General features: G+C 65.5%; 17 protein-coding genes. 6 read left to right on the forward strand and 11 right to left on the reverse strand.

Translation table 11 applies throughout. The annotated features are described in order from the left end of the window. Nucleotides 1-63: 63 nt before the first annotated feature. Nucleotides 64-1545: an MDR family MFS transporter gene (locus CH291_RS01625; protein WP_094686554.1), complete on the forward strand. Its 1482-nt coding sequence runs from the start codon at nt 64-66 to the stop codon at nt 1543-1545. A gap of 1 nt (nt 1546) precedes the next feature. On the opposite strand, the gene CH291_RS01630 is transcribed toward CH291_RS01625, so the two are convergent. From CH291_RS01630 to pdhA, 4 genes are read right to left on the reverse strand one after another with little or no spacing between them, the layout of a single operon-like run. Continuing rightward, a complete protein-coding gene (locus CH291_RS01630) occupies nt 1547-3694 on the reverse strand; it encodes a thiamine pyrophosphate-dependent enzyme (RefSeq protein WP_094686555.1) in 2148 nt (715 codons plus the stop codon). 51 nt (nt 3695-3745) lie between these two features. Continuing rightward, the gene (locus CH291_RS01635) at nt 3746-5035 is read right to left on the reverse strand and encodes a dihydrolipoamide acetyltransferase family protein (protein ID WP_094670443.1); all 1290 of its coding nucleotides are present in this window, start codon (nt 5033-5035) and stop codon (nt 3746-3748) included. Between the two features lie 48 nt (nt 5036-5083). Beyond that, the gene (locus CH291_RS01640; protein ID WP_094686556.1) at nt 5084-6094 is read right to left on the reverse strand and encodes an alpha-ketoacid dehydrogenase subunit beta; all 1011 of its coding nucleotides are present in this window, start codon (nt 6092-6094) and stop codon (nt 5084-5086) included. Next, nucleotides 6091-7173, reverse strand: coding sequence for a pyruvate dehydrogenase (acetyl-transferring) E1 component subunit alpha (pdhA, locus tag CH291_RS01645; protein ID WP_094670445.1), 1083 nt, complete (start codon nt 7171-7173; stop codon nt 6091-6093). Before pdhA ends, CH291_RS01640 begins: the two co-directional genes overlap by 4 nt. Before the next feature lie 134 nt (nt 7174-7307). Here pdhA and CH291_RS01650 point away from each other — a divergent pair, with 134 nt between their 5' ends. Together CH291_RS01650 and CH291_RS01655 are read left to right on the forward strand one after the other, a co-directional pair. Next, entirely contained in the window at nt 7308-7787 is a 480-nt protein-coding gene (locus CH291_RS01650; RefSeq protein ID WP_068050387.1) for an Lrp/AsnC family transcriptional regulator, read from the forward strand. Between the two features lie 249 nt (nt 7788-8036). After that, nucleotides 8037-9065: a Glu/Leu/Phe/Val family dehydrogenase gene (locus CH291_RS01655; protein WP_256980697.1), complete on the forward strand. Its 1029-nt coding sequence runs from the start codon at nt 8037-8039 to the stop codon at nt 9063-9065. Nucleotides 9066-9154: 89 nt separating this feature from the next. Here CH291_RS01655 and CH291_RS01660 read toward each other — a convergent pair whose 3' ends face one another. After that, nucleotides 9155-10606 (reverse strand): NAD-dependent succinate-semialdehyde dehydrogenase, encoded by a 1452-nt coding sequence (locus CH291_RS01660; RefSeq protein ID WP_179276416.1) that lies wholly within the window; start codon nt 10604-10606, stop codon nt 9155-9157. Then, nucleotides 10606-11970, reverse strand: coding sequence for a 4-aminobutyrate--2-oxoglutarate transaminase (gene gabT, locus CH291_RS01665; protein ID WP_094686582.1), 1365 nt, complete (start codon nt 11968-11970; stop codon nt 10606-10608). The genes CH291_RS01660 and gabT overlap by 1 nt, the downstream gene beginning before the upstream one ends. Before the next feature lie 131 nt (nt 11971-12101). On the opposite strand from gabT, the gene CH291_RS01670 reads away from it, so the two are divergent. Both CH291_RS01670 and CH291_RS01675 read left to right on the forward strand, forming a co-directional pair. Continuing rightward, nucleotides 12102-13598 (forward strand): PucR family transcriptional regulator, encoded by a 1497-nt coding sequence (locus CH291_RS01670; protein ID WP_094686559.1) that lies wholly within the window; start codon nt 12102-12104, stop codon nt 13596-13598. A gap of 28 nt (nt 13599-13626) precedes the next feature. Then, nucleotides 13627-14412: a YoaK family protein gene (locus CH291_RS01675; RefSeq protein WP_094670449.1), complete on the forward strand. Its 786-nt coding sequence runs from the start codon at nt 13627-13629 to the stop codon at nt 14410-14412. Here CH291_RS01675 and CH291_RS01680 read toward each other — a convergent pair. The 3 genes from CH291_RS01680 to CH291_RS01690 are packed head-to-tail and all read right to left on the reverse strand — an operon-like array spanning nt 14328 to nt 17481. Further along, on the reverse strand, nt 14328-16013 hold the full coding sequence (locus CH291_RS01680; protein WP_094639057.1) for a flavin monoamine oxidase family protein: 1686 nt from the start codon (nt 16011-16013) through the stop codon (nt 14328-14330). The genes CH291_RS01675 and CH291_RS01680 overlap by 85 nt on opposite strands. Then, nucleotides 16010-16846 (reverse strand): carbon-nitrogen hydrolase family protein, encoded by an 837-nt coding sequence (locus tag CH291_RS01685; RefSeq protein WP_068050378.1) that lies wholly within the window; start codon nt 16844-16846, stop codon nt 16010-16012. The genes CH291_RS01680 and CH291_RS01685 overlap by 4 nt, the downstream gene beginning before the upstream one ends. Then, complete coding sequence (locus CH291_RS01690; protein ID WP_068050376.1) at nt 16843-17481, reverse strand: helix-turn-helix domain-containing protein; 639 nt, start codon at nt 17479-17481, stop codon at nt 16843-16845. The genes CH291_RS01685 and CH291_RS01690 overlap by 4 nt, the downstream gene beginning before the upstream one ends. A gap of 111 nt (nt 17482-17592) precedes the next feature. On the opposite strand from CH291_RS01690, the gene speB reads away from it, so the two are divergent. After that, on the forward strand, nt 17593-18552 hold the full coding sequence (speB, locus tag CH291_RS01695; RefSeq protein WP_094686583.1) for an agmatinase: 960 nt from the start codon (nt 17593-17595) through the stop codon (nt 18550-18552). Nucleotides 18553-18556: 4 nt separating this feature from the next. Here the strand turns inward: speB and CH291_RS01700 are convergent, their stop codons facing one another. Further along, nucleotides 18557-19456 carry a universal stress protein gene (locus tag CH291_RS01700; protein WP_094639056.1) on the reverse strand — a complete coding sequence of 300 codons (900 nt, stop codon included), beginning with the start codon at nt 19454-19456 and terminating at the stop codon, nt 18557-18559. Further along, on the reverse strand, nt 19453-20895 hold the full coding sequence (locus CH291_RS01705) for an amino acid permease (RefSeq protein WP_094686560.1): 1443 nt from the start codon (nt 20893-20895) through the stop codon (nt 19453-19455). Before CH291_RS01705 ends, CH291_RS01700 begins: the two co-directional genes overlap by 4 nt. Between the last annotated feature and the right edge of the window lie 29 nt (nt 20896-20924).

The following is a 20924-nucleotide window of genomic DNA, read 5'->3' on the forward strand; positions in this document are numbered from 1 at the left end:
GGTGACTCAAGCTATCTGGGCGGTCCGTTGTCCGCACCTTGTACCCATACTCGAAAGCTTCCGATGAACTCACCTCAGACCGACCACATATCCGAGTCCGCGCCGGACGACGAACTCGCGCCGGGCAGCAAACTTCTGATCGGCATTCTCGTCATTGCCGCGTTCGTCATGATCCTCAACGAGACGATCATGAGCGTGGCACTCCCGACCCTGATGGTCGACCTGAACATCACGGCGACGACGGCGCAGTGGCTCACCACCGGATTCCTGTTGACGATGGCCGTGGTCATCCCCATCACCGGATTCCTGTTCCAGCGCTTCACGTTGCGCCAGGTATTCGTCGCTGCGATGAGTCTGTTCACCGTCGGCACACTGCTCGCAGCCTCTGCCCCGGGCTTCGAGCTGCTCCTGCTCGGACGCGTCACGCAGGCCAGCGGCACGGCGATCATGTTGCCGCTGTTGATGACCACTGTGCTCACGGTGGTTCCCGCGCACAAGCGCGGCGCAATGATGGGCGTGATCTCCATCGTCATCGCCGTGGCCCCCGCCATCGGTCCGACGATCTCGGGCATCATCCTCGATTCGCTGAACTGGCGTTGGATGTTCTGGCTCGTGCTGCCGATCGCGCTCGTCGCGTTCGCCATCGGGACCACCCTGGTGAAAAACGTGACCCAGACCGGTCGGCCGTCGTTCGATCCCCTGTCGGTCGTCCTGTCCGCGTTGGCGTTCGGCGGTATCGTCTACGGCCTGAGCAGCCTGGGACATTCGGCCGAGGAGTCCGTGGTGCCGGTATGGCTGCCACTGGTGGTGGGAGCGATCGCCCTGGTGGTGTTCGTGCTGCGCCAGGTCTCTCGTCAGGACCGCGGCGGCGCGCTGCTGGACATGCGTCCGTTCCGTACCCCCACCTTCAGCATCGGCCTCGGCATGATCGCAATCTCGATGATGGCACTGTTCGGCGCTCTGATCCTGCTACCGATGTACCTGCAGAACGTTCGCGGTCTCGACACCCTGGACACCGGACTGATGCTGCTCCCCGGTGGACTGCTGATGGGCTTGCTCGCGCCTTTCGTCGGGCGCATCTTCGACCGAATCGGACCGCGCCCGTTGGTCATTCCCGGTGCGATGGTGGTGAGCGCCGCGCTGTGGTCGATGACCGTCCTGGACACGCAGTCCGCCCTTCCGCTTGTGATCGGTATCCACATGCTGCTCTCGGCAGGCCTCGCGCTCATCATGACGCCGCTCATGACCTCGTCGCTGGGATCGCTTCCCGCCCAGCTGTACTCGCACGGCAGTGCCATCTTCAGCACGGTTCAGCAGTTGGCAGGCGCCGCAGGTACCGCACTGTTCGTCACCGTGATGTCGAACGCCGCGGCAGCCCGAATCGCCGACGGCGCAACCGAGGTGGGAGGTTCGGAGGCAGGCATCCACACCGCCTTCCTCTACGGCGGGGCCGTGTCACTGGTGGCGGTAGCAGCGTCGTTCTTCATCCGAGCACCGGCGCGCAGTGATCGCGACGCCGTCGCCCCTGCCCAACCGGTTCACTGAATCACTCGACTTCGATCAGCTTCACAGCCCCAGCGACGATCTGGTCTTCCGACAGGAGGACCAGATCGGCCGCGGCACCGAGTGGTACGAACGAATTCGCGCTCGACACTCTGCCGATGGCACCGTCGTAACCTCCCTCGACCAGAGCGGTCACGACGCCCTCGCCGACTCCCCCGTCGTGCCGGGTCTCGTCTGCGATCAATACCCGTTCGAATTCCGAGAGCCGGTGCAACAGATCCTCGCTCGGGAGCGGAACGATCCATCGCACATCGACCACCGTCACGCCGATCCCGCGTTCGCGCAACGTGGACGCGGCCCGTCTACTCATCACCACGCCGTTCCCGAACGTGACGATGGCCAGATCGACGCCATCGCCATGCGTTGTGACAGTCCCGAACTCGGCCGGACCTTCGTCGGCGCAGCGGAGCGCCCCGTCACCGTCGAGCAGGTCGGTGCGGTGATACAACGCGATCGGCTCCAGAAAGACACATACCCGACCCTCCTCCACGGCCAGTGCCACACAGGTTCGGAGCAGACCGGCGGCCTCCGCCGCCGAACTCGGGACAGCAACGACGATGCCGGGAATATCACGCAGAACCGCAACCGCGTTGTCGTTGTGAAAGTGCCCACCGAAACCACGCTGATACGCCAGGCCTGCGATACGCACGACCATCCCGTTGGTGAACTGCGAATCGGAGAAGAACTCGAGCGACGCGGCCTCACCGCGCAGCTGATCCTCGGCGTTGTGCAGGTACGCCAGATACTGGATCTCGGGTATCGGAACGAGTCCTGCGAGCGCAGTACCGAGGGCGGTGCCGAGCACGGTCTGCTCGTCGAGCAGGGTATCGAAAACCCTTGCTGCGCCGAACTTCTTGCGCAAACCTTTCGTGACGCCGTAGACGCCACCCTTGACGGCCACGTCCTCCCCGAACACGAGGACGTCCGGTCGCGCTGCCATGATGTCGGTGAGGGTCCTGTTGATCATGGCGGCGAGCGTCAGATGCGGCCCGCCCGGTGCAGGCCGCAGGCTCTGCTCGGTGGCGGCCACGGCAACGGGTCGCCGTTCGGTCAGCGGAGCCATCACCGCGTCCGCGGTGGCCAGGCGCGACGACGCCCCGGTCCGAAGTGACTCGACCATTGACTCGGCCTCGGCCATGACGGTCTCGCGCATCGCCTCGTAGCGCACTTCGACGTCGACTGCCGAGAGCACTCCCGCCCCGATCAGCGTACGTGCAGTGGCGAGCAACGGATCTCGTGCATAGTCGCCGACAATATCTGCGTTGGTGCGATAGGCCAGCTCGGCATCGGAACCGGCGTGGCCCATCAGCCGCACCGTCTCGAGATGGAGGACCACCGGTCGACGGCGAGTCCGCACGGTAGCAACGGCGGCGTCGACGATGTGCATCAATGCATCAGGATCGTGTCCGTCGGCCCGCACGTACTCGATCGAAGGAAATCTGCCGAGCGACTGCGCTATCCACCCTCGCGGCGATCGGGTACTGATGCCGATCCCGTTGTCCTCGCAGACGAACAGGATGGGCATCGGAACGGATTGGTGCGCGCAGTAGGCCGCCGAGTTGAGCGCCCCCACCGTCGTCGAGTGGTTGGCCGAGGCGTCGCCGAAGCTGCACACGACGATGGCGTCCTCGGGCCATGGAGTGCTATGCCGCAGAGCCTTCGCCCGGCCCAGTGCGAACGCCAGACCGACTGCGCGCGGTACCTGCGAGCCGATGGTCGATGTCTGCGGAACGATCCCCAGATCCGGATGCCCGAACACCTTGTGCCGTCCGCCGGACATCGGATCGCCAGTCGAGGCGACCAGACTCGCCAGCACATCCCGGATCGGGGTCGCGTCCGAATACTGTTGTGCGCGTGCCGCGTAGAAACCACCGGATCGGTAGTGCAGCAGCGCCGGGTCGGTGACCGTGGTCGCGGCACCGACGGCTGCGTTGGCCTCGTGCCCGGACGAGCCGATGGTGTAGTAGCCGAAGCCAGCTGATTGCAACCAGCGTGCGGCGAAGTCGAGATGCCGGCTCGCGAGTTGCGCGTCGAAGTACCGGAGCAGTCGGTCCGGATCGGCAACGGCCGAATCTCCGTTCCGAGCCGACCGAACCTGCTTCAGGAAGTACTCGTCGATCGCCTCGGCCACACTCGCACCTTTGTCTCCATCGAGCTGTCTGCGTCGAGCCGAGCTGAGGAATCAGCTCAGGGCGATCATATCCATCGGAGTGCTCAGCAACCGGCCGACGAGGGCCAGGAACTGCGAACCTTGCTGGCCGTCGACGAGGCGATGATCGAACGAGAGCGACAGTGTCGTCACGGACCGCAATGCGATCTCGCCCTCGTGCTCCCACGGCATGCGGCGGATCGAACCGAAGCACAGGATGGCAGCCTCGCCGGGGTTGAGAATGGGAGTGCCTGCGTCCACTCCGAACACTCCGACGTTGGTGATCGTGATCGTGCCGTCCGCCAGGTCGGCGGGACTGCTCTTGCCCTCCTTGGCCGTTCGCGTCAGCTCAGCCAGTGCGCGGGCGATGTCCACCAGGGACAGTTCGTGCGCATCCTTGATGTTGGGCACCATCAATCCGCGCGGGGTTGCTGCAGCGATGCCGAGGTTGACGTAGTGCTTGGTGACGATCTCCTGAGCAGCCTCGTCCCACGAGGAATTGAGCGAGGGATTCGATTTCAGCGCAACGAGAACCGCCTTGGCGACCAGCGCCAGCGGGGTCAGCCGCACGTCGGCGAAGTGGGCGGAGGACCGTAGCGAGTCCAGCAGTGTCAGGGTGTCGGTGACGTCCACCGTCACGAACTCGGTGACGTGCGGAGCGGTGAATGCACTGCGCACCATCGCATCTGCAGTATGTTTGCGCACCCCCTTGATCGGGGTCCGCTCTTCGCGGCCGACCCGCAGTGGGGTCTGCTCCCCTGCAGTGTCGGCTCCGTGCAGATACGACTCGACATCGTCTCGGGTGACGTCGCCGCGAGCTCCGGTCGGGGGTACCTCGGCAAGATCGACGGCGTTGTCCTTGGCGATCTTTCGCACCGGCGGTGCAGCCAGCGGTTTGCCGTTCCGCCCGGCCGGTGCTGTAGAGACCGGAGTGGTCCCCCTGCCGCCGCGTCGACTCGACCCTTCCTTCGCCACGCCGTAACCGACGAGAACCGGAACGCGTTCCTCGCTGTCGTCCGCAGGACTCGCGTCGTCCACATCGGTGTCAGCCACGACGACGTCGGGGTCCTCGGTGTCTCCATCGACTCGGATGTCGATGATCGGAACCCCGACCTCGACGGTGTCACCTTCCGACACATGCAGGGCAGCAACGACGCCCGCGAACGGTGACGGAAGTTCGACGGCGGCCTTGGCCGTTTCGACCTCGGCGATGTTCTGGTTCAACTCGATCGTGTCGCCGACCGCGACCAGCCAGGTCAGCAGATCGGCTTCGGTGAGTCCTTCCCCGAGGTCGGGCAACGGAAAGCTCTTGATGGTGGGCATCGTCGAATCCTGTTCGGTACGTATCGGCGGCGGTCGGTGAGCGCGAGGTCAGTGCGAGCGGCAGCGGTCGACTGCGTCGAGAATCCGGTCGACGTCGGGGAGATAGAACTTCTCCAGCTTCGATGCCGGGTAGGGCGTACCGAAGCCGCCGACGCGCAGCACCGGCGCCTCGAGGTTGTAGAAGCAGCGTTCGGAGATCCGAGCGGCGATCTCGGAGCCGAGGCCCATGAACACCGGGGCCTCGTGCGTGACGACCAGACGCCCGGTCTTGCGTACCGAGGCCTCGATGGTCTCGAAGTCGATGGGTGAGAGCGAACGAAGATCGATGACCTCGATCGACACCCCCTCGAGGGCAGCGACTTCGGCAGCTTTGCGGGCAGTGGCGACGAGCGGTCCGTAGGCGATCAGGGTGAGGTCGGTGCCCTCGGTGACCACCCGCGCCCGATGCAGCGGGTACGACGCGTCGGCATCGAGGTCGATCGGGCTCTTCTCCCAGTACCGACGCTTCGGCTCGAAGAACAGGACCGGATCGTCGCTGGCAATGGCCTGCTGAATCATGGAGTAGCCGTCGGCGGCGTTGCTGCACGTGACGACGCGAAGTCCTGCGGTCTGCGCGAAATAGCCTTCGGGAGACTCCGAGTGATGCTCGACGGCACCGATTCCGCCGCCGTAGGGCACCCGAATCGTCATGGGAATCTTGACGTTTCCACTGGTGCGGTAGTGCAGTTTGGCGACCTGCGAGACGATCTGGTCGAACGCCGGATAGATGAAGCCGTCGAACTGGATCTCGCACACCGGGCGGAATCCCCGCATCGCGAGTCCGACTGCGGTGCCGATGATGCCCGACTCCGCCAGCGGCATGTCGAGTACCCGGCCGGGGCCGAAGTCCTTCTGCAGGCCGTCGGTGATGCGGAAGACGCCGCCGAGCTTGCCGATGTCCTCGCCCATCAGCAGGACCTTCGGATCGTTCTCCATCGCTCGCCGCAGACCTGCGTTGATGGCCTTGCCCAACGGAAGACTGGTGGGCCGCTGCGGCGCAACATGTTCCAACGTGGTCATGACGTAGCTCCTTCGAATCCGGCTCGGTACGAGGCGAATTGAGCGCGCTCGTCGTCCAGGAGGGGGTGGGGATCGGCGTAGACGTTGTCGAACACCGACATCGCTTCCGGCTCGACGGTCTCGAGGCAACCGCGACGAAGCTCGGCGGCGACGTCGTCGGCCGTCCGCTTCACCGAGGCGGCGAACGCGTCGTCGAACACACCGATTCGCCTCAGTAGCTTCTCGATTCGGTCGATCGGATCCTTGGCGCGCCATTCGTCGTCGGTGGCACCCGAGCGGTATCGCGTCGGGTCGTCGGAGGTGGTGTGCGGGCCCATGCGGTAGGTGACGGCCTCGATGAGAGTCGGGCCGCTGCCCTCGCGGGCGCGAGCGAGCGCTGCCCTGGTGACGGCCAGGACGGCGAGAACGTCGTTGCCGTCGACGCGGACCGACGGAATGCCGTATCCCTCACCGCGGGCGGCGATCGTTGCCTTGGTCTGCACGGTCACCGGCTCGGAGATCGCCCACTGATTGTTCTGGCAGAAGAACACCACCGGTGCGTGAAAACTGGCGGCGAAGCCGAGCGCCTCGGAGATGTCCCCCTGGCTGGTTGCGCCGTCGCCGAAGTAGGTGATGGCGGCACCCTCGGCTCCCTCGAGCTGCATGCCGATCGCGTATCCGGTGGCGTGCAATCCCTGCGAGCCGACGATGATCGCGGGCGTCGTCATGCGGTACTCGTACGGGTTCCAGCCGGACAGCGTCGAGCCGCGCCAGAAGCGCAGCATCCGGGTGGGGTCGACGCCCCGGCAGTAGGCGACGCCGTGCTCGCGGTAGCTGGCGAACACGAAGTCCTCGGTGTCGAGCGCTCGAGCCGAACCGACCTGCGCCGCTTCCTGCCCGAGCAGCGGTGCCCACAGCCCCAGTTCGCCCTGTCGCTGCAGCGCGGTCGCCTCGGTGTCGATGCGCCGGACGACCACGAGATCGCGGTACATCTCCATCATCGCGGCCGTGTCGATGTCCGCGACGAGAGGTGAGTAGGTCTCGTTGCGGACCACCGTTCCAGATTCTTTGATCAGCTGTACCAGCGAGGTGGTGTTCATGTTCGTCGCACTCTCCGTCGTGGTGTGATGTCCTTCACAAGAACACCACCGACAGCCAGAGTGCACAAGTGCCGACTTCAGAACTGCGCACAATGCAGAATATTGGGTAAAGACCGAGCGACAGGAAGTGCGCAATGACCGATTTGGACAAGACCGACGCCCGACTCCTCCTCGCCCTCTGCGCCAAGCCGCGAGCCACCGGCGTCGAACTCGCCACCACCTTGGGGCTGTCCCGCAACACCGTGCAGGCGCGCCTCGGTCGATGGGACGACAAGGGATCGCTCACGCCGATCGATCACCGCATTCCACCGAAATCTCTCGGCCGCCCGCTGCAAGCATTCGTCACAGCTCAGGTCAACCAGCACACCCTGGCTGCGGTCACCGAACACCTGCGCACCATTCCGGAAGTGCTCGAGGTGTTCGGACTGTCCGGCGCTGCGGACATGCACATTCGCATCGCCGCAGTCGACGCCGACGACCTGTATCGCATCGCAGGCCTCATCCTCGATATCCCCGGCGTCGAACGCACCAACATGTCCATCGCGATGAGCGAGTTGATCCAGTACCGCACCAAGCCGTTGCTCGAGCAGCTCGCCGAGGACGGCCGACGCTGAGCAGGCAGACCATCCCCGCGAGATCGATCAGGGCCGCACCGTGCAACATGCACGTTCTCGGCAACGGCGGTTGACCAACGTGCACGTTCACGGCACTCTTCGACGGACATGTTCCCGGACACCATCCATTTCCGGGTACCGCCGCCTCATCACCGAAAGAGACCGCCTGTGTCCGTCGTTGCCGACCACCCCGCCGCCGCGCCCACCCCGACCGACCACGTGCCGACGGGCGTCTTCGATCGTCCCGACATGCCGCGCGACTCCGCACACGAACGCGTCGTGTTCTGTCAGGATCCCGACACCGGGCTGCGCGCGATCATCGCGGTCCACTCCACCGCGTTGGGACCCGCTCTCGGCGGAACTCGCTTCTACCCCTATGCATCCGAGCAGGATGCGTTGACCGATGTACTACGGCTCTCCCGGGGAATGACATACAAGGCGGCCGTCGCGGGAGTCGATCTCGGTGGCGGTAAAGCGGTGATCATCGGCAACCCCAACGCCATCAAGACCCCGACTCTGCTGGGCGCGTACGGCCGGTTCGTCGAGTCGCTCGGCGGAACGTACGTGACGGCAGGCGATGTGGGCACCAACAGCGACGATCTCGACATCATCGCCGAAGAGACGGCGCACGTCGTCGGCAAGAACACCACCGCAGGCGGCACCGGCGACAGCGGCCCCCAAACCGCGCTCGGAGTCTTTCTCTCCCTCCTGGCCGCAGCCGAATCGACCTGGGGCTCGGACGATCTGACCGGAAAGCGCGTCGGCGTCGAGGGTGCGGGCAAAGTGGGCTACAACCTCGTCGCCCTGCTTCGCGATGCCGGTGCCGAGGTGATCGTCAGCGACTCCTACGCGCCCGCCCTCGATCGCATCGTTGCCGACTTCCCCGGTGTCACCGTCGGATCCGACATCATCGGTGCCGACATCGACGTCTACGCCCCGTGCGCCATGGGTGCCACTCTCGACGCGTCCTCGGTGGCCCGGTTGTCGGCGTCCATCGTGTGCGGCGCGGCGAACAATCAACTCCTCACACCCGATGTCGAAGCCATGCTGGCTGCGCGCGGAATAGTCTGGGTACCCGACTACGTCGCCAACGCCGGTGGCCTGATCCAGGTGGAAGGCGAACTGCGCGGCAAGGATTCGGCCGAGGTGATGGCCACGATCGGCAAGATCCGCGATACCGTCGCCGGCATCTTCGCCATCGCCCGCACCGAGGGCATCCTGCTGGGAGCCGCGGCCGATCGCCTGGCCGAGGATCGAATCGCCGCCGCGCAGAACTGACCGGCGGCCTGCATACGACGCTCCACTCCCTGCCGTAAATCGGCGATACCCGCGCCACAGGCCGCGGAGTGGAGCGCTACGTGCAGCGGCTACTGCAGCGCGATGTACTTGGTCTCGAGGTATTCCTCGATGCCCTCCGAACCACCCTCGCGTCCGAAGCCCGATTCCTTGACGCCACCGAACGGGGCGGCCGCGTCGGAGATCGCACCGCGATTGACCCCGACCATGCCGGTGTCCAGAGCCGCCGACACCCGCAGGGCGCGGTCCAGGCTCTCGGTGAAGAAGTACGCCACCAACCCGTATCGGGTGTCGTTGGCCCCAGCGATGGCCTCGGGCTCGGTGTCGAATCCGATGATCGCCGCCACGGGGCCGAAGATTTCGTCCTGCAACAGATTCGCGTCGGCAGGAATCGAGTCGAGAACCGTGGGCGAGTAGAAGAAGCCGGGTCCCTCGGGCGTCGTGCCCCCGGTGCGCACCCGGGCACCCTTGGCCACCGCATCGTCAACCAGTGCGGTGACCGTTCGGCGCTGCTTGTCGTTGATCAGTGGGCCGATGTCGGTGCCCTCTCGATCACCAGGGCCGACCGTCAATGCCTCGATGCGCGCCGTCAACTTCGCGGTGAATTCCTCACGCACGGAGTTCGCGACGTACAGCCGATTCGCTGCCGTGCAGGCCTCGCCGCCGTTGCGCATCTTGGCCAGCATCGCCCCGTCGACAGCGGCGTCGATGTCGGCGTCGTCGAACACGATGAACGGCGCATTGCCGCCGAGCTCCATCGACGTCCGTAGCAGTCGGTCGGCTGCGTTGCGCACCAACAGCTTTCCCACTCCGGTCGATCCGGTGAACGTGACCTTCCTCAGTCTCGGGTCGTCCATCAACGGCCCGGTGACGGAGGCGGCGTCGGAGGTGGGAAGTATCGACAGCACACCGCTGGGCAACCCCGCGTCGGCGAACACCTGTCCGAGCAGAAGCATCGTCAACGGGGTGTCCTCGGCCGGTTTGACGATGACGGTGCAGCCGGCCGCGAGTGCCGGGCCGATCTTGCGTGTGCCCATGGCCAACGGAAAGTTCCACGGGGTAATCGCCAGGACCGGCCCGACGGGCGACTTGCTGACCAGGATCGAGCCGTTGCCCGCAGGGGCGGGTGTGAACCGGCCGCCGATTCGGACGGCCTCCTCGCTGAACCAGCGTAGGAATTCGCTGCCGTACTTCACCTCACCGTGGCTCTCCGCCAACGACTTTCCCATTTCGAGTGTCATCAGCAGAGCGAAGTCGGCAGCACGCTCCTGCAGCAGATCGAAGGCGCGCCGCAGAATCTCGGCTCGCTCGCGGGCGGGCGTCGCCGCCCACCCCGGCTGCGCCTCGGCGGCACGGTCGAGCGCGGCGATGCCGTCGGCCGCGGTGGCGTCGGCGACTGTCGTCAGCTCGTCGCCGGTCGCCGGGTTCAGCACGGCGAATCGTGCGCCCGACGCAGAGGGCGATTGCACACCACCGAGCCAGAGATCGGTGGGCAGCGAGGAGATCAGATCGTGAGCATCCATCAGTTCCCCTGCGCCACAGTGCGAAGCGAGTCTTCGAGCACGGTCAAAGCATCATCGAGCAACTCGTCGGAGATCACCAGGGGCGGCAGCAACCGGATGACGTTGCCGTAGGTGCCGCACGTCAGCACGATCACTCCGGCCTCGAGTGCCGCCGCCGCAACGGCTTTGGTGGCCTCCGGGTTGGGCTCACGCCCACCCGGCAGCACGAGCTCGAGCGCAAGCATGGCTCCGCGGCCGCGCACCTCACCGATGATGCCGACCTCGGACGCCAACGCACTCAGTCGCTCGAACACGATGCGTTCGATGTCGCGCGCTCGGTCATTGAGCTCGAGTGTCTCCATCTGCTCGATGGACGCCAGGGCCGCGGCGCAGGCGACGGGGTTACCGCCGTACGTGCCACCGAGCCCACCGGGGTGCACGGCATCGATCAGGTCGGCACGGCCGGTGACCGCGGCCAGCGGCATCCCGCCCGCGATGCCCTTCGCCATCGTGATCAGATCCGGTACGACGCCCTCGTGCTCGCTGGCGAACCAGGCCCCGGTCCGAGTGAAGCCGGACTGCACCTCGTCGGCGATGAAAACGACGCCGTTCTCGCGTGCCCAGTCCGCCAGTGCCGGCAGGAATCCTTCTGCGGGCACGATGAAGCCGCCCTCACCCTGAATCGGCTCGATCAGGATGGCCGCGAGATTGCCTGCACCGATTTGCTTGTCGATGACGGAGATCGCTCGCGCCGCAGCCTCGGCACCGGTGAGCGCAGAACCGTCGACGTTCAGACCTTCGCGGAACGGATACGACATCGGCGCTCGATAGACCTCGGGAGCGAACGGCCCGAATCCGCTCTTGTACGGCATCGACTTCGACGTCAGTGCCATCGTCAGGTTGGTGCGGCCGTGGTACGCGTGGTCGAACACGACGACAGCGGACCGCCCGGTGGCGTGACGTGCGATCTTCACGGCGTTCTCGACGGCCTCGGCACCACTGTTGAACAGGACGCTGCGCTTGTCGTGATCGCCCGGGGTCAACTCGGCCAGCTTCTCGGCGACCTCGATGTAGCCCTCGTAGGGCGCAACCATGAAGCACGTGTGGGTGAAGTGTGCGACCTGATCCTGCACGGCGGCAACAACTGCCGGGTTCGAGGCACCCACGGTGGTCACGGCGATTCCGGCCCCGAGGTCGATCAGCGAGTTTCCGTCCACGTCGACCACGACGCCACCGTCCGCGTCGGCCACGTACACCGGCAGCGTCGACGCCACGCCTGCACCGACGACGGCCTTGCGGCGCTGCGCCAACGCCGCCGACTTCGGCCCGGGGAAGGCGGTGACGATCTTGCGCTCCTGCGGAAGTCGGTACTCGATCGAGGCCATGGGTCGCACCTTTCGTGTGGGCTTGTCGTGCAAGTATGCGACTCGACGAGCGCGACGGCCGGACGCCATTTCGTACACCTCGACGGCACATTGCACTCCATTTCGGCAGTTCTGACGCTACAGTTTCACCGGTGAGCGTGCAGATGTCCTGGCTGTTGAGGCAGCAACACCTTCGCCTGAGTCACCGCGGCGGACCGGAGCGCAGCGCTGCGCCCATCACCTTCGCGCAGGCGACCGAACTCATCGATCCCAGTCCGTGGCTGTCGGGCGGTGAACTGATTCTCACGACCGGACTCGGCTTCGACGCCGACGGCCCGGCCCTCGGTACCTACGTCCGGACCTTGGCAGCCGCGGGTGTCGCCTGTCTCGGATTCGGAGTCGGGTTGTCCCACAGCACTATTCCCCGTCACATTCTCGACACCGCCGAGGATGTCGGGCTTCCCGTCGTGGAGGTTCCCTACGACATCCCGTTCGCCGCCGTCATCAGAGCGGTCATGAAACGCATAGCCGAGCAGGAATACGAGCAGGTTCTGCGTGCGGCGTCGGTCCAGACCCGCATCACCAGGGCAGCACTGCACGGCGGCGTCGACGCGATCGTTCGCGAACTGGCCGTCGCCACGTCCACGTCGGTGGCGCTGATCGGCAATCGCACCGAATCGTTCCATCCCGCCGCCGCAGCGGATCTCGTCGAGCGCGCCCGCGACGTAGCCCGTAGCATTCGCCCGTCGTCGGCACCGGCCACGGTGTCGGTCAGCGAACCGGGGTGCACCGTCACTCTGCATTCGGTCGCCATCTCCGGCGGGGCGTCGAGCTTTCTCGCCATTCGCACCGCAGGCCCGGTGACGGGCGTCGAGCAGATCCTGCTCGGGCACGCGGTGTCGCTGGTGACCCTCGAACTCGAGAAGCCCACGCGGCTGCGCGCCGAGCAGTCGCGACTCAACACGCTCGCGCTCGGATTGTTGCTGGACGGCCATCTGCCCTCCCCGGACGGCAGCGCGCTACCGAGCTATCTCGTCGACGCCGCCGACGACGACTCTCGCATCAGGGTCGCAGTTGTCCGCGGACCGTCCGAGCGCATCGTCGAGGCGATCGATGCCGAGTGCCGAGCCAGGGCGCGGCCTACGTTCACTCGGCAGACCGACACCGGTGTGGTGGTGTTGTTCCGCGGTAGCGACGACTCCGATGTGGTTGCCCGACTGATGGATTCACTGCCGAGGTCGGTGCGCGTCGGGCTCAGTTCCAGCCACCCCATCACCGAGACTCCCCTCGCTCTGAAGCAGGCTTCGCTCGCGTGCGCAGCGGCCGGCTCGGGCGATCGGATCGTCGAATTCACCGGATCGATGCTGTTGGCCTCCGAACCGGTACAGGAATCGTTGCGTGCGATGGCCGCCGTGACCATTGCAGTGCTGTCCGAGTACGACCGCACCCACACCGCCGATCTGGTGGGATCGCTTCGGGCTTTCCTCGAAGCGAACGGGCATTGGGAGACCGCTGCGGCGAACCTGTCCGTTCATCGCCACACGCTGCGAAACCGGATCACCCGATGCGAAGAATTACTGTCGGTCGATCTGACGTCGGCGCGGGTGCGGGCGGAATTGTTGCTTTCACTGCTTGCCGCGACATCGTGAACATCGTCAATCGTGTCAGTATTTCTCGATGAGCACGCCGCAGCCCCACATCGCCGTCGCCACTGCGAAATCGGTTCGACTCGGAGTACTGCTGGCGGCAGTCGGTGGATTCCTCGACGCGTACACCTACATCACCCGCGGTGGCGTGTTCGCCGGCGCGCAGACCGGCAATGTCGTGTTGCTCGGCGTCGATGTCGCCGCCGGTCGGTGGGTCGAGGCTCTGGCTTTCCTACCCCCGTTGGCGGCCTTCGTCCTGGGCGTCGCGACCGCAGAATTCATCGCGCTGCCCGCGGTTGCGAGGATCGTGCGACGACCGGTGCGGGCGGTGCTGGTGTTCGAGATCCTCGTGGTCCTCGTCGTCGGATTTCTGCCGGCCACCGTCCCCGACGCCGTGGTCTCGGTGATCCTCGCTCACGTCGCCGGAGTGCAGGTGACCACCTTTCGTGTGCTGGTGGATTCGCCGTTCAACACCACGATGACGACCGGCAATCTCCGCAGCATGGCGATGGCGGCATTCCACCGGGTGGTCGAACACGATCTCGAGGCCGGCATCCGCGCCCGACGGTTCGGCGCGGTGATCTCCGGATTCTTCGGTGGGGCGCTGCTCGGCGCAGTCGCGGTCGAGCTGTTCGGGCTACGGGCGATCTGGGTCGTAGCCGTGATGCTGACCGTCGCTCTGGCACTGTTCGTGTTCGACGAGCGCACACCCAGGTCGTTGTCTCCGAAAGGTCAGTCGCCCAACCGAAGCGGAGCAATCGACTCGAACACATCGCCCGGCCCCGGATTGCCGTCTGCCGACGAACCGCCCAAGTGATGCACGACGCCCCACACCGCGTTGAGTGCGGTGTGAATGGCTCCCTCGGCCCACCCTGCCGTCCACGAGATGTCGTCGCCGGCGAGAAAGATCCCCCGGTGCCGAGGTTCGAGGTCGTGCTGCACGAAATGGGTGAACAGTCTTTCCTGGTATCGGTAGTGCCCCGGCAGATTCGCCTTGAATGCGCCCATGAAATCGCGTTCGGTTTCCCAGGACAGAGTCACCGGGGTGGAGATGATGTGACTGCGGAAGTCGACACCGGGATAGATCTCCTCCAGCGATCGCAGCATGATGTTCATGCGCTCGGTCGGGTCCAGGGCCAGCAGCTTGAGCGAGTCGTCGGACCACGTGTAGGACAGGCAGATCAGCCCGGGCTTGCCCTCACCCTGGTCGAGTAGGTACGTGCCGCGACTCATTCGATCGGTCAGCGTCATGCTCACCAGATCGCGGCCGGTGACCGGATCCTTGTCCTTCCAGAACGGACGATCGACGAGTGCGAACACCTTGGTCGAGCCCATGTAGTGGGTACGTTCGATGGCGGTCCAGTGGTCGATTGGAAACAGATCGTCGTCGCATCTGATGTTGCTCAGCAGCATCCAGCTCTGGGCGGTCACGACGGCGGCGGCGTAGGTGCGGATGTTGCCACGATCGTCGTGGATCGTGGTGCCGCCGTCGGTGCGCCTGATCTCGGTGACGCGCGACATCGTGGTGCCGCCGTTCAGTGACGCCACCGACGTGCCTGCGGGCCAGTGCGCCATGTTCGCCGGCGAGTCGGTCCACAACCGCATCGGGAGTTGCTGTGAGCCGCCGACGATTCCGCGATGGTGATCGTCCGCTGCCGTGATGACGACGCGAAGGATCTCGAGGATCGAGTTGGGATAGTCGGTGTCCCATCCGCCCGTTCCGAAACCGACCTGGCCGAACAACTCTCGCATCCGAAACGACGAGAAGTGCTCGGACGCAGCGAGGAAACCGTAGAAGGTCTGATCGTCGAACTTCACGATCAGCTCGTTCCAGATCCGCTTGATCTCGGCCACGTCCCGCCTGCGGATGGCGCGCTGCAGCGGAATCAACTCGGCGTGCTCCTCGAGCGTCCTGTTCCACGCGTCGGCGACCTCGGCGAAGATCGGCGGGAGATCGTCGAGCTTGCGTGCGTAGTGGCTCTCACCCTTGAGGTCGATCACCGTACTGGGGGTCACCTCGGCCAGCGGGTTCGGAAACGGCGTCGTCTCGAGCCCGACGGCGTCGAGGTAGTGGAACAGCGCGGTCGACGACGGCGGAAAACGCATCGCGCCCATCTCTGCCACCACACCGGGATGCCCGTCGAACGGTACCGAGCGCATCCGGCCGCCGATCCGATCCGATTCGTACACAACGGGTTCCATGCCGATCTTCAGCAATTCGTGGGCGACGACCATACCGGCGAGTCCGCCGCCGATCACGGCGACCCGGGTACCGAGGGCCGCGTCGGGAATGCTCCCCAGGCCGGCCGGATGCGCGAGGTAATCGTCGTACGCGAACGGGAAGTCCGGGCCGAACATCGTGAGCGGCTGGTCGTCCTCGGATGCGATTGCGCTGTCCGGGGTGACGGGTGTGGTCATCGGTCGGTCTCCTGCTCGGCCCGTGAGGGTCCTGTCGGGTAGAGGTCGGTGCGGCGGTCGGCCAGATGGGTGTTGACCGCACGCGATCGAGCGAGCTCGGCCGGATCCAGCTCGAAGGTCAGCAGTTCTTCGTGTTCACCGGCTCGCGCGAGGTCGTTGCCGGCCGGCCCGACGGCACAGGTCAGCCCGCAATATCTCAAGCTCGCCTCGGTGCCGCAGCGATTGACGTAGGTGATGAACAGTTGGCTCTCGTACGCCCGCGTGGGAACGACGTGAGTGGCGATGATCTCGAACGGGGTCATCAGACCGGTGGGAACGATCAACCATTCGGTGCCGGCATCGGCGTGCGCGCGAACGGCTTCGGGAAATTCGACGTCGTAGCAGGTGAGTACACCGCACCGCAGCCCGCCGAAGTCGAACTGCACCACCAGGTCCGGCCCCGGGGTGAAGTGGGTGCGATCGAGGGCCCCGAACAGGTGCGTCTTGCGATAACGCGCAACCGATTGTCCGGATGCGTCGACCACCTGCACCGCGTTGAACACGGCCTCGCCCCCGTGATTCGAATGACCGAGTTCGGGGTATCCGTACACGATTGCGACACCGTGTGTTCGCGCGATCGAGGCGATGCGCTCGAAGATCGAACCGTCGAACGTTTCGGCTCGTTCGCGCACGAGATCACCGATGTCGTAGCCGCTCACCGACATTTCCGGGGTCACCAGCATCGACGCGCCTGCTTCGGCTGCGCTGCGCGCCGCGGCATCGATCGCCGACAGGTTGGCCTCGACGTCGGCGGAGAACTCCGGCCCTTGGAACAGCGAAACGATGACCGTCATGGGCGAAACTCCGGTTTCCTGTTGTGCAACTCTTCTGGCAGCGCAGGTGCCAGCACCCACAGGACCCGGGCACCACCACTGCTGTCGCTGCGAAAACTGTGCGGGCGTCGCGGCGAGAACGTGAACGCATCGCCCGGTCCGAGCAGCACGTCGTCACCGCCGAAGGCACCGCCTGGATCTTCCTCGAAGGTCACTCGAACCTCGCCGGACAGCACGTGTACGAACGTGACGTCCAACGGCAGGGTGTACGCCTCCGCGCCACTTCCGCCACCTTCCTCGATCTCCCCCAGCAGTACCTGGACCCGCCGCTCCCCGACCGGGGTCAACAGATACTCCGCCATCGCCGTTCCCCCGAACATGATGCGCGGCAACGATTGCGCGCGCACCACTTCACCGGCGGGGGCATCGTCGAACAAAGAGCCGACCGGAACGTCGAGCGCAGCACAGACCCGAACCAACGACGCGACCGATGCGTTCACCTGATCGCGCTCGAGCTTGGACAGGTACCCCTTGGTCACCCCGCAGGTATCGGCGAGTGCGTCGAGAGTCAGCCGCTTCTTCTTGCGTGCTTCCTTCAGTCGCGCGCCGATACGTGGCGCGTCGTTCTCGACCGAAGCAGCAATCGACACCGTCATCGCCTCTCAGGAAACTCGTGTTGACAAGATCGTGCATCAGAGTAACGCTTGCCGGGCGAACTGGTCGACTCCACTGTCACCGGACTCCTTAGAATTCGGAAGGAATTCTCGATGAACCCGAGCAGTCCCGAGCACCCACCGATAGGTCCGGTCGACGCGACCAAGGTCCCCCGCTACGCCGAGCCCACCACGTTCGCTCGGCTCCCGCGCCTCGACGAGGTGTCCCGAGCCGACGTGACCATCCTCGGCGTTCCGTTCGATTCCGGCGTGAGTTACCGTCCGGGCGCACGTTTCGGTCCCGGGCACATCCGTGCTGCCTCGAAACTGTTGCGGCCCTACAACCCTGCCCTCGAGGTCTCGCCGTTCGCCCGCCAGCAAGTTGCGGACTTCGGCGACATCGGAGTCAATCCGTTCGACATCACCGAGGCGCTCACCACGGTGCACGACGCGGTGACCGACCTGCGCGCCGACGGCTCCTCGGTTCTGACCCTCGGCGGCGATCACACCATCGCACTGCCGATTCTGCGCTCGCTCGCACGCGACCACGGACCGATTGCAGTTCTGCACTTCGACGCTCACCTCGACACGTGGGACACGTACTTCGGTGCGCCCTACACCCATGGAACCCCGTTTCGACGAGCCAGTGAGGAAGGCCTGATCGACCTCGAACGCTCACAGCACATCGGTATTCGCGGCCCGCTCTACAGCGAGCAGGACCTCGAGGACGATCGAGTTCTGGGCTTCCAGGTCATTCGTTCCGACGATTACGAGGTCGACGGTGTCGCCAGCGTCGTCGAACGGATGCGCAGACGTCTGGACGGCGGCCCGGTCTACGTCTCGGTCGACATCGACGTTCTCGACCCTGCACATGCGCCCGGCACCGGCACTCCCGAAGCCGGCGGCATGACCTCCCGAGAGTTGCTCAACACTCTGCGCGGACTCGTCGGCCTGAACGTGGTCGGTGCCGACATCGTCGAGGTCGCGCCGGCCTACGACCACGCCGAGATCACCGGAATCGCTGCGGCTCATGTTGCCTACGAGCTGTTGTCGGTTCTCGCTCTCAACCGATAGGACGTCACCGCCGCGGCAACACCAGGATCGGCACCGGCGAATGACGGATGATCTTCGTCGCCCGGGAACCGAGAAACACCCGAGCGATGGGTCCCAGTGGCCCGGACGATCCGATGGTCAGTACTTCGCCGTCCTGCCAGTGCAATTCGTCGAGGGCTTCGCGCCAACTGCCGGCCGAGGCCAACTCGGTCGTCACCCGATCGACCGGGAGTCCCACCGCAACCGCGTCGTCCACTGCTGCGGTGAGCGCCTCGCTGAGCCCCCGGGACAGCTCGGCGGCGACGTCGTCCTCTGCTCGCAGCCCGATTTCGGGCGGGTACATCGTCGCACCGCGGACCACGAACGACGCCAGACGAAGCGGAACGCCCGCTTCGCTGGCCAGTTCGGCGGTGGGTCCCACCACGCGCGAGGCCTCGCTGTCACCGGAGAACGCGCACGTGATCCGTGTCAGAGTCGCGCGCTCGCGCACGCGATAGCCGCGCGGGGCCAGCGCCACCGTCACCGGCGACGAGTGCAGCAGTTTGTCGGCGGTCGACCCGACGACGACCTGCCCGAGTGCGCCGTCGCCCGAGGAGCCGAGAACCAGAACCGCGGCCCCGAGACTGTCCGCCGCATCGGTCAACGCCGTCGACACCGAGCGGTGCGCGAGGCGGTGGAACGACGCGGCGATGTCGGGCGCTTTCTCCTGCAGATAGTGCCGCGCCTTCGCCTCGGATTCGGCTGCCGTTGCCGCCGCCCAATCCGCGAACTCGGCATCGACGCGTGCCATCGACGGCGTCGACCACGGCTTGGGAACCACCGTCGCCACGTCGATGTCGGAACCGGTCGACCGAGCGAGTTGGGCACCGAGATCGAGGGCACCGACGCTTCCCTTCCCCGGCGCGAACGCGATCAGCACGCTCATCGCGCGTCCTGCCCTGCACCACGCAATGCCGAATGGTGCCGACCCCAGAAGTAGTAGAACGCCAACACGACCGCAAGCCAGAGCCCGAACCAGAACCACGTGGTCCAGTGCAGCCCGGACAGGATGTACAGGCACGCGAGGACCGACAGCACCGGAGTCACCGGGTATCCCGGAACCTTGAACGGCCGCTCGAGATCGGGCATCGAGCGGCGCAGCACGATCACTCCGATGGACACGACGATGAATGCGACGAGGGTGCCGATCGACACCAGGTCCGCCAGCTTGTCGAGCGGAATGAACGCGGCGAGGATCGAGATCACGACGGCGACGACGATCGTGTTGTTGACCGGGGTGTGTGTACGGGGACTGACCTTGGCGAAAGCTTTGGGCAACATGCCGTCTCGGCCCATGGCGAACAGGATGCGAGTCTGCCCGTACATCGTCACCAGTGTCACCGAGAAGATGGAGATCACCGCACCTGCAGCCAGAATCGTTGCCGGCCAGGCTTGCCCGGTCACGTTACGCAGGATCTCCGCGAGCCCGGCTTCCTCTTGGCCGGCGAAGTCGGTCCAGGGCTGAGTGCCAAGGGCGGCCACGGCGACGACGAGATAGAAGACGATGACGACGATCAGCGCCGCAATGATGGCCCGCGGCATGGTCTTCTGCGGATCCTTCACCTCGTCGCCCGCGGTGGACACCGCGTCGAGTCCGATGAACGAGAAGAAGATCGTGCCTGCGGCCGCGGTCACACCAGCTGCGCCCATGGGCATGAAGTCGGAGAAGTTTCCGGAGTCGAAGGCGGTGAATCCTACGATCGCGAACAGAGCCAGCACGCCGAGTTTGATGACGACCATGACTGCGTTGACGGCCGCCGACTCGCTCGCACCGCGAATGAGCAGAACGGCGCACAGCACGATCAGCACGACCGCAGGCAGATTCATGATGCCGGGATCGGCGTCACCCGGGGCAGCGGACAGCGCGTGCGGGATGGTGAAGCCGAAGAGATTGTTCAACAACTCGTTGAGGTACCCGCTCCACCCGACGGCGACGGCAGCGCTGGACACTCCGTACTCGAGCAACAGGCAGGCGGCGACGCCCATCGCGACCACCTCGCCCATCGTCACGTACGCGTAGGAGTAGGTCGAGCCCGAAACCGGTACCGCCGATGCCATTTCGGCGTAACAGATGGCTGCGAGGCCTGCCGCGATACCCGCGGCCAGGAACGAGAGCACCACTGCAGGACCGGCTTCGGGAACCGCGAGCGACAGGACGAAGAAGATGCCGGTACCGATGGTGGCACCGACGCCGAACATCGTCAGCTGAAACGTGCCGATGGTGCGTTCCAACCCGCCACTGCTCTGCTGGTCCGGATCCACGATCGGCTTCTTGCGAAGCAGTTGCGATCGCAGACTCGATGCAGGTCTGTTCGACGAGGTCATGTGGGCGACTCCCAACGTGGAGAGAAACT

It is taken from the genome of Rhodococcus sp. 14-1411-2a (assembly GCF_002259485.1).
Classification (GTDB): Bacteria; Actinomycetota; Actinomycetes; order Mycobacteriales; family Mycobacteriaceae; genus Rhodococcoides.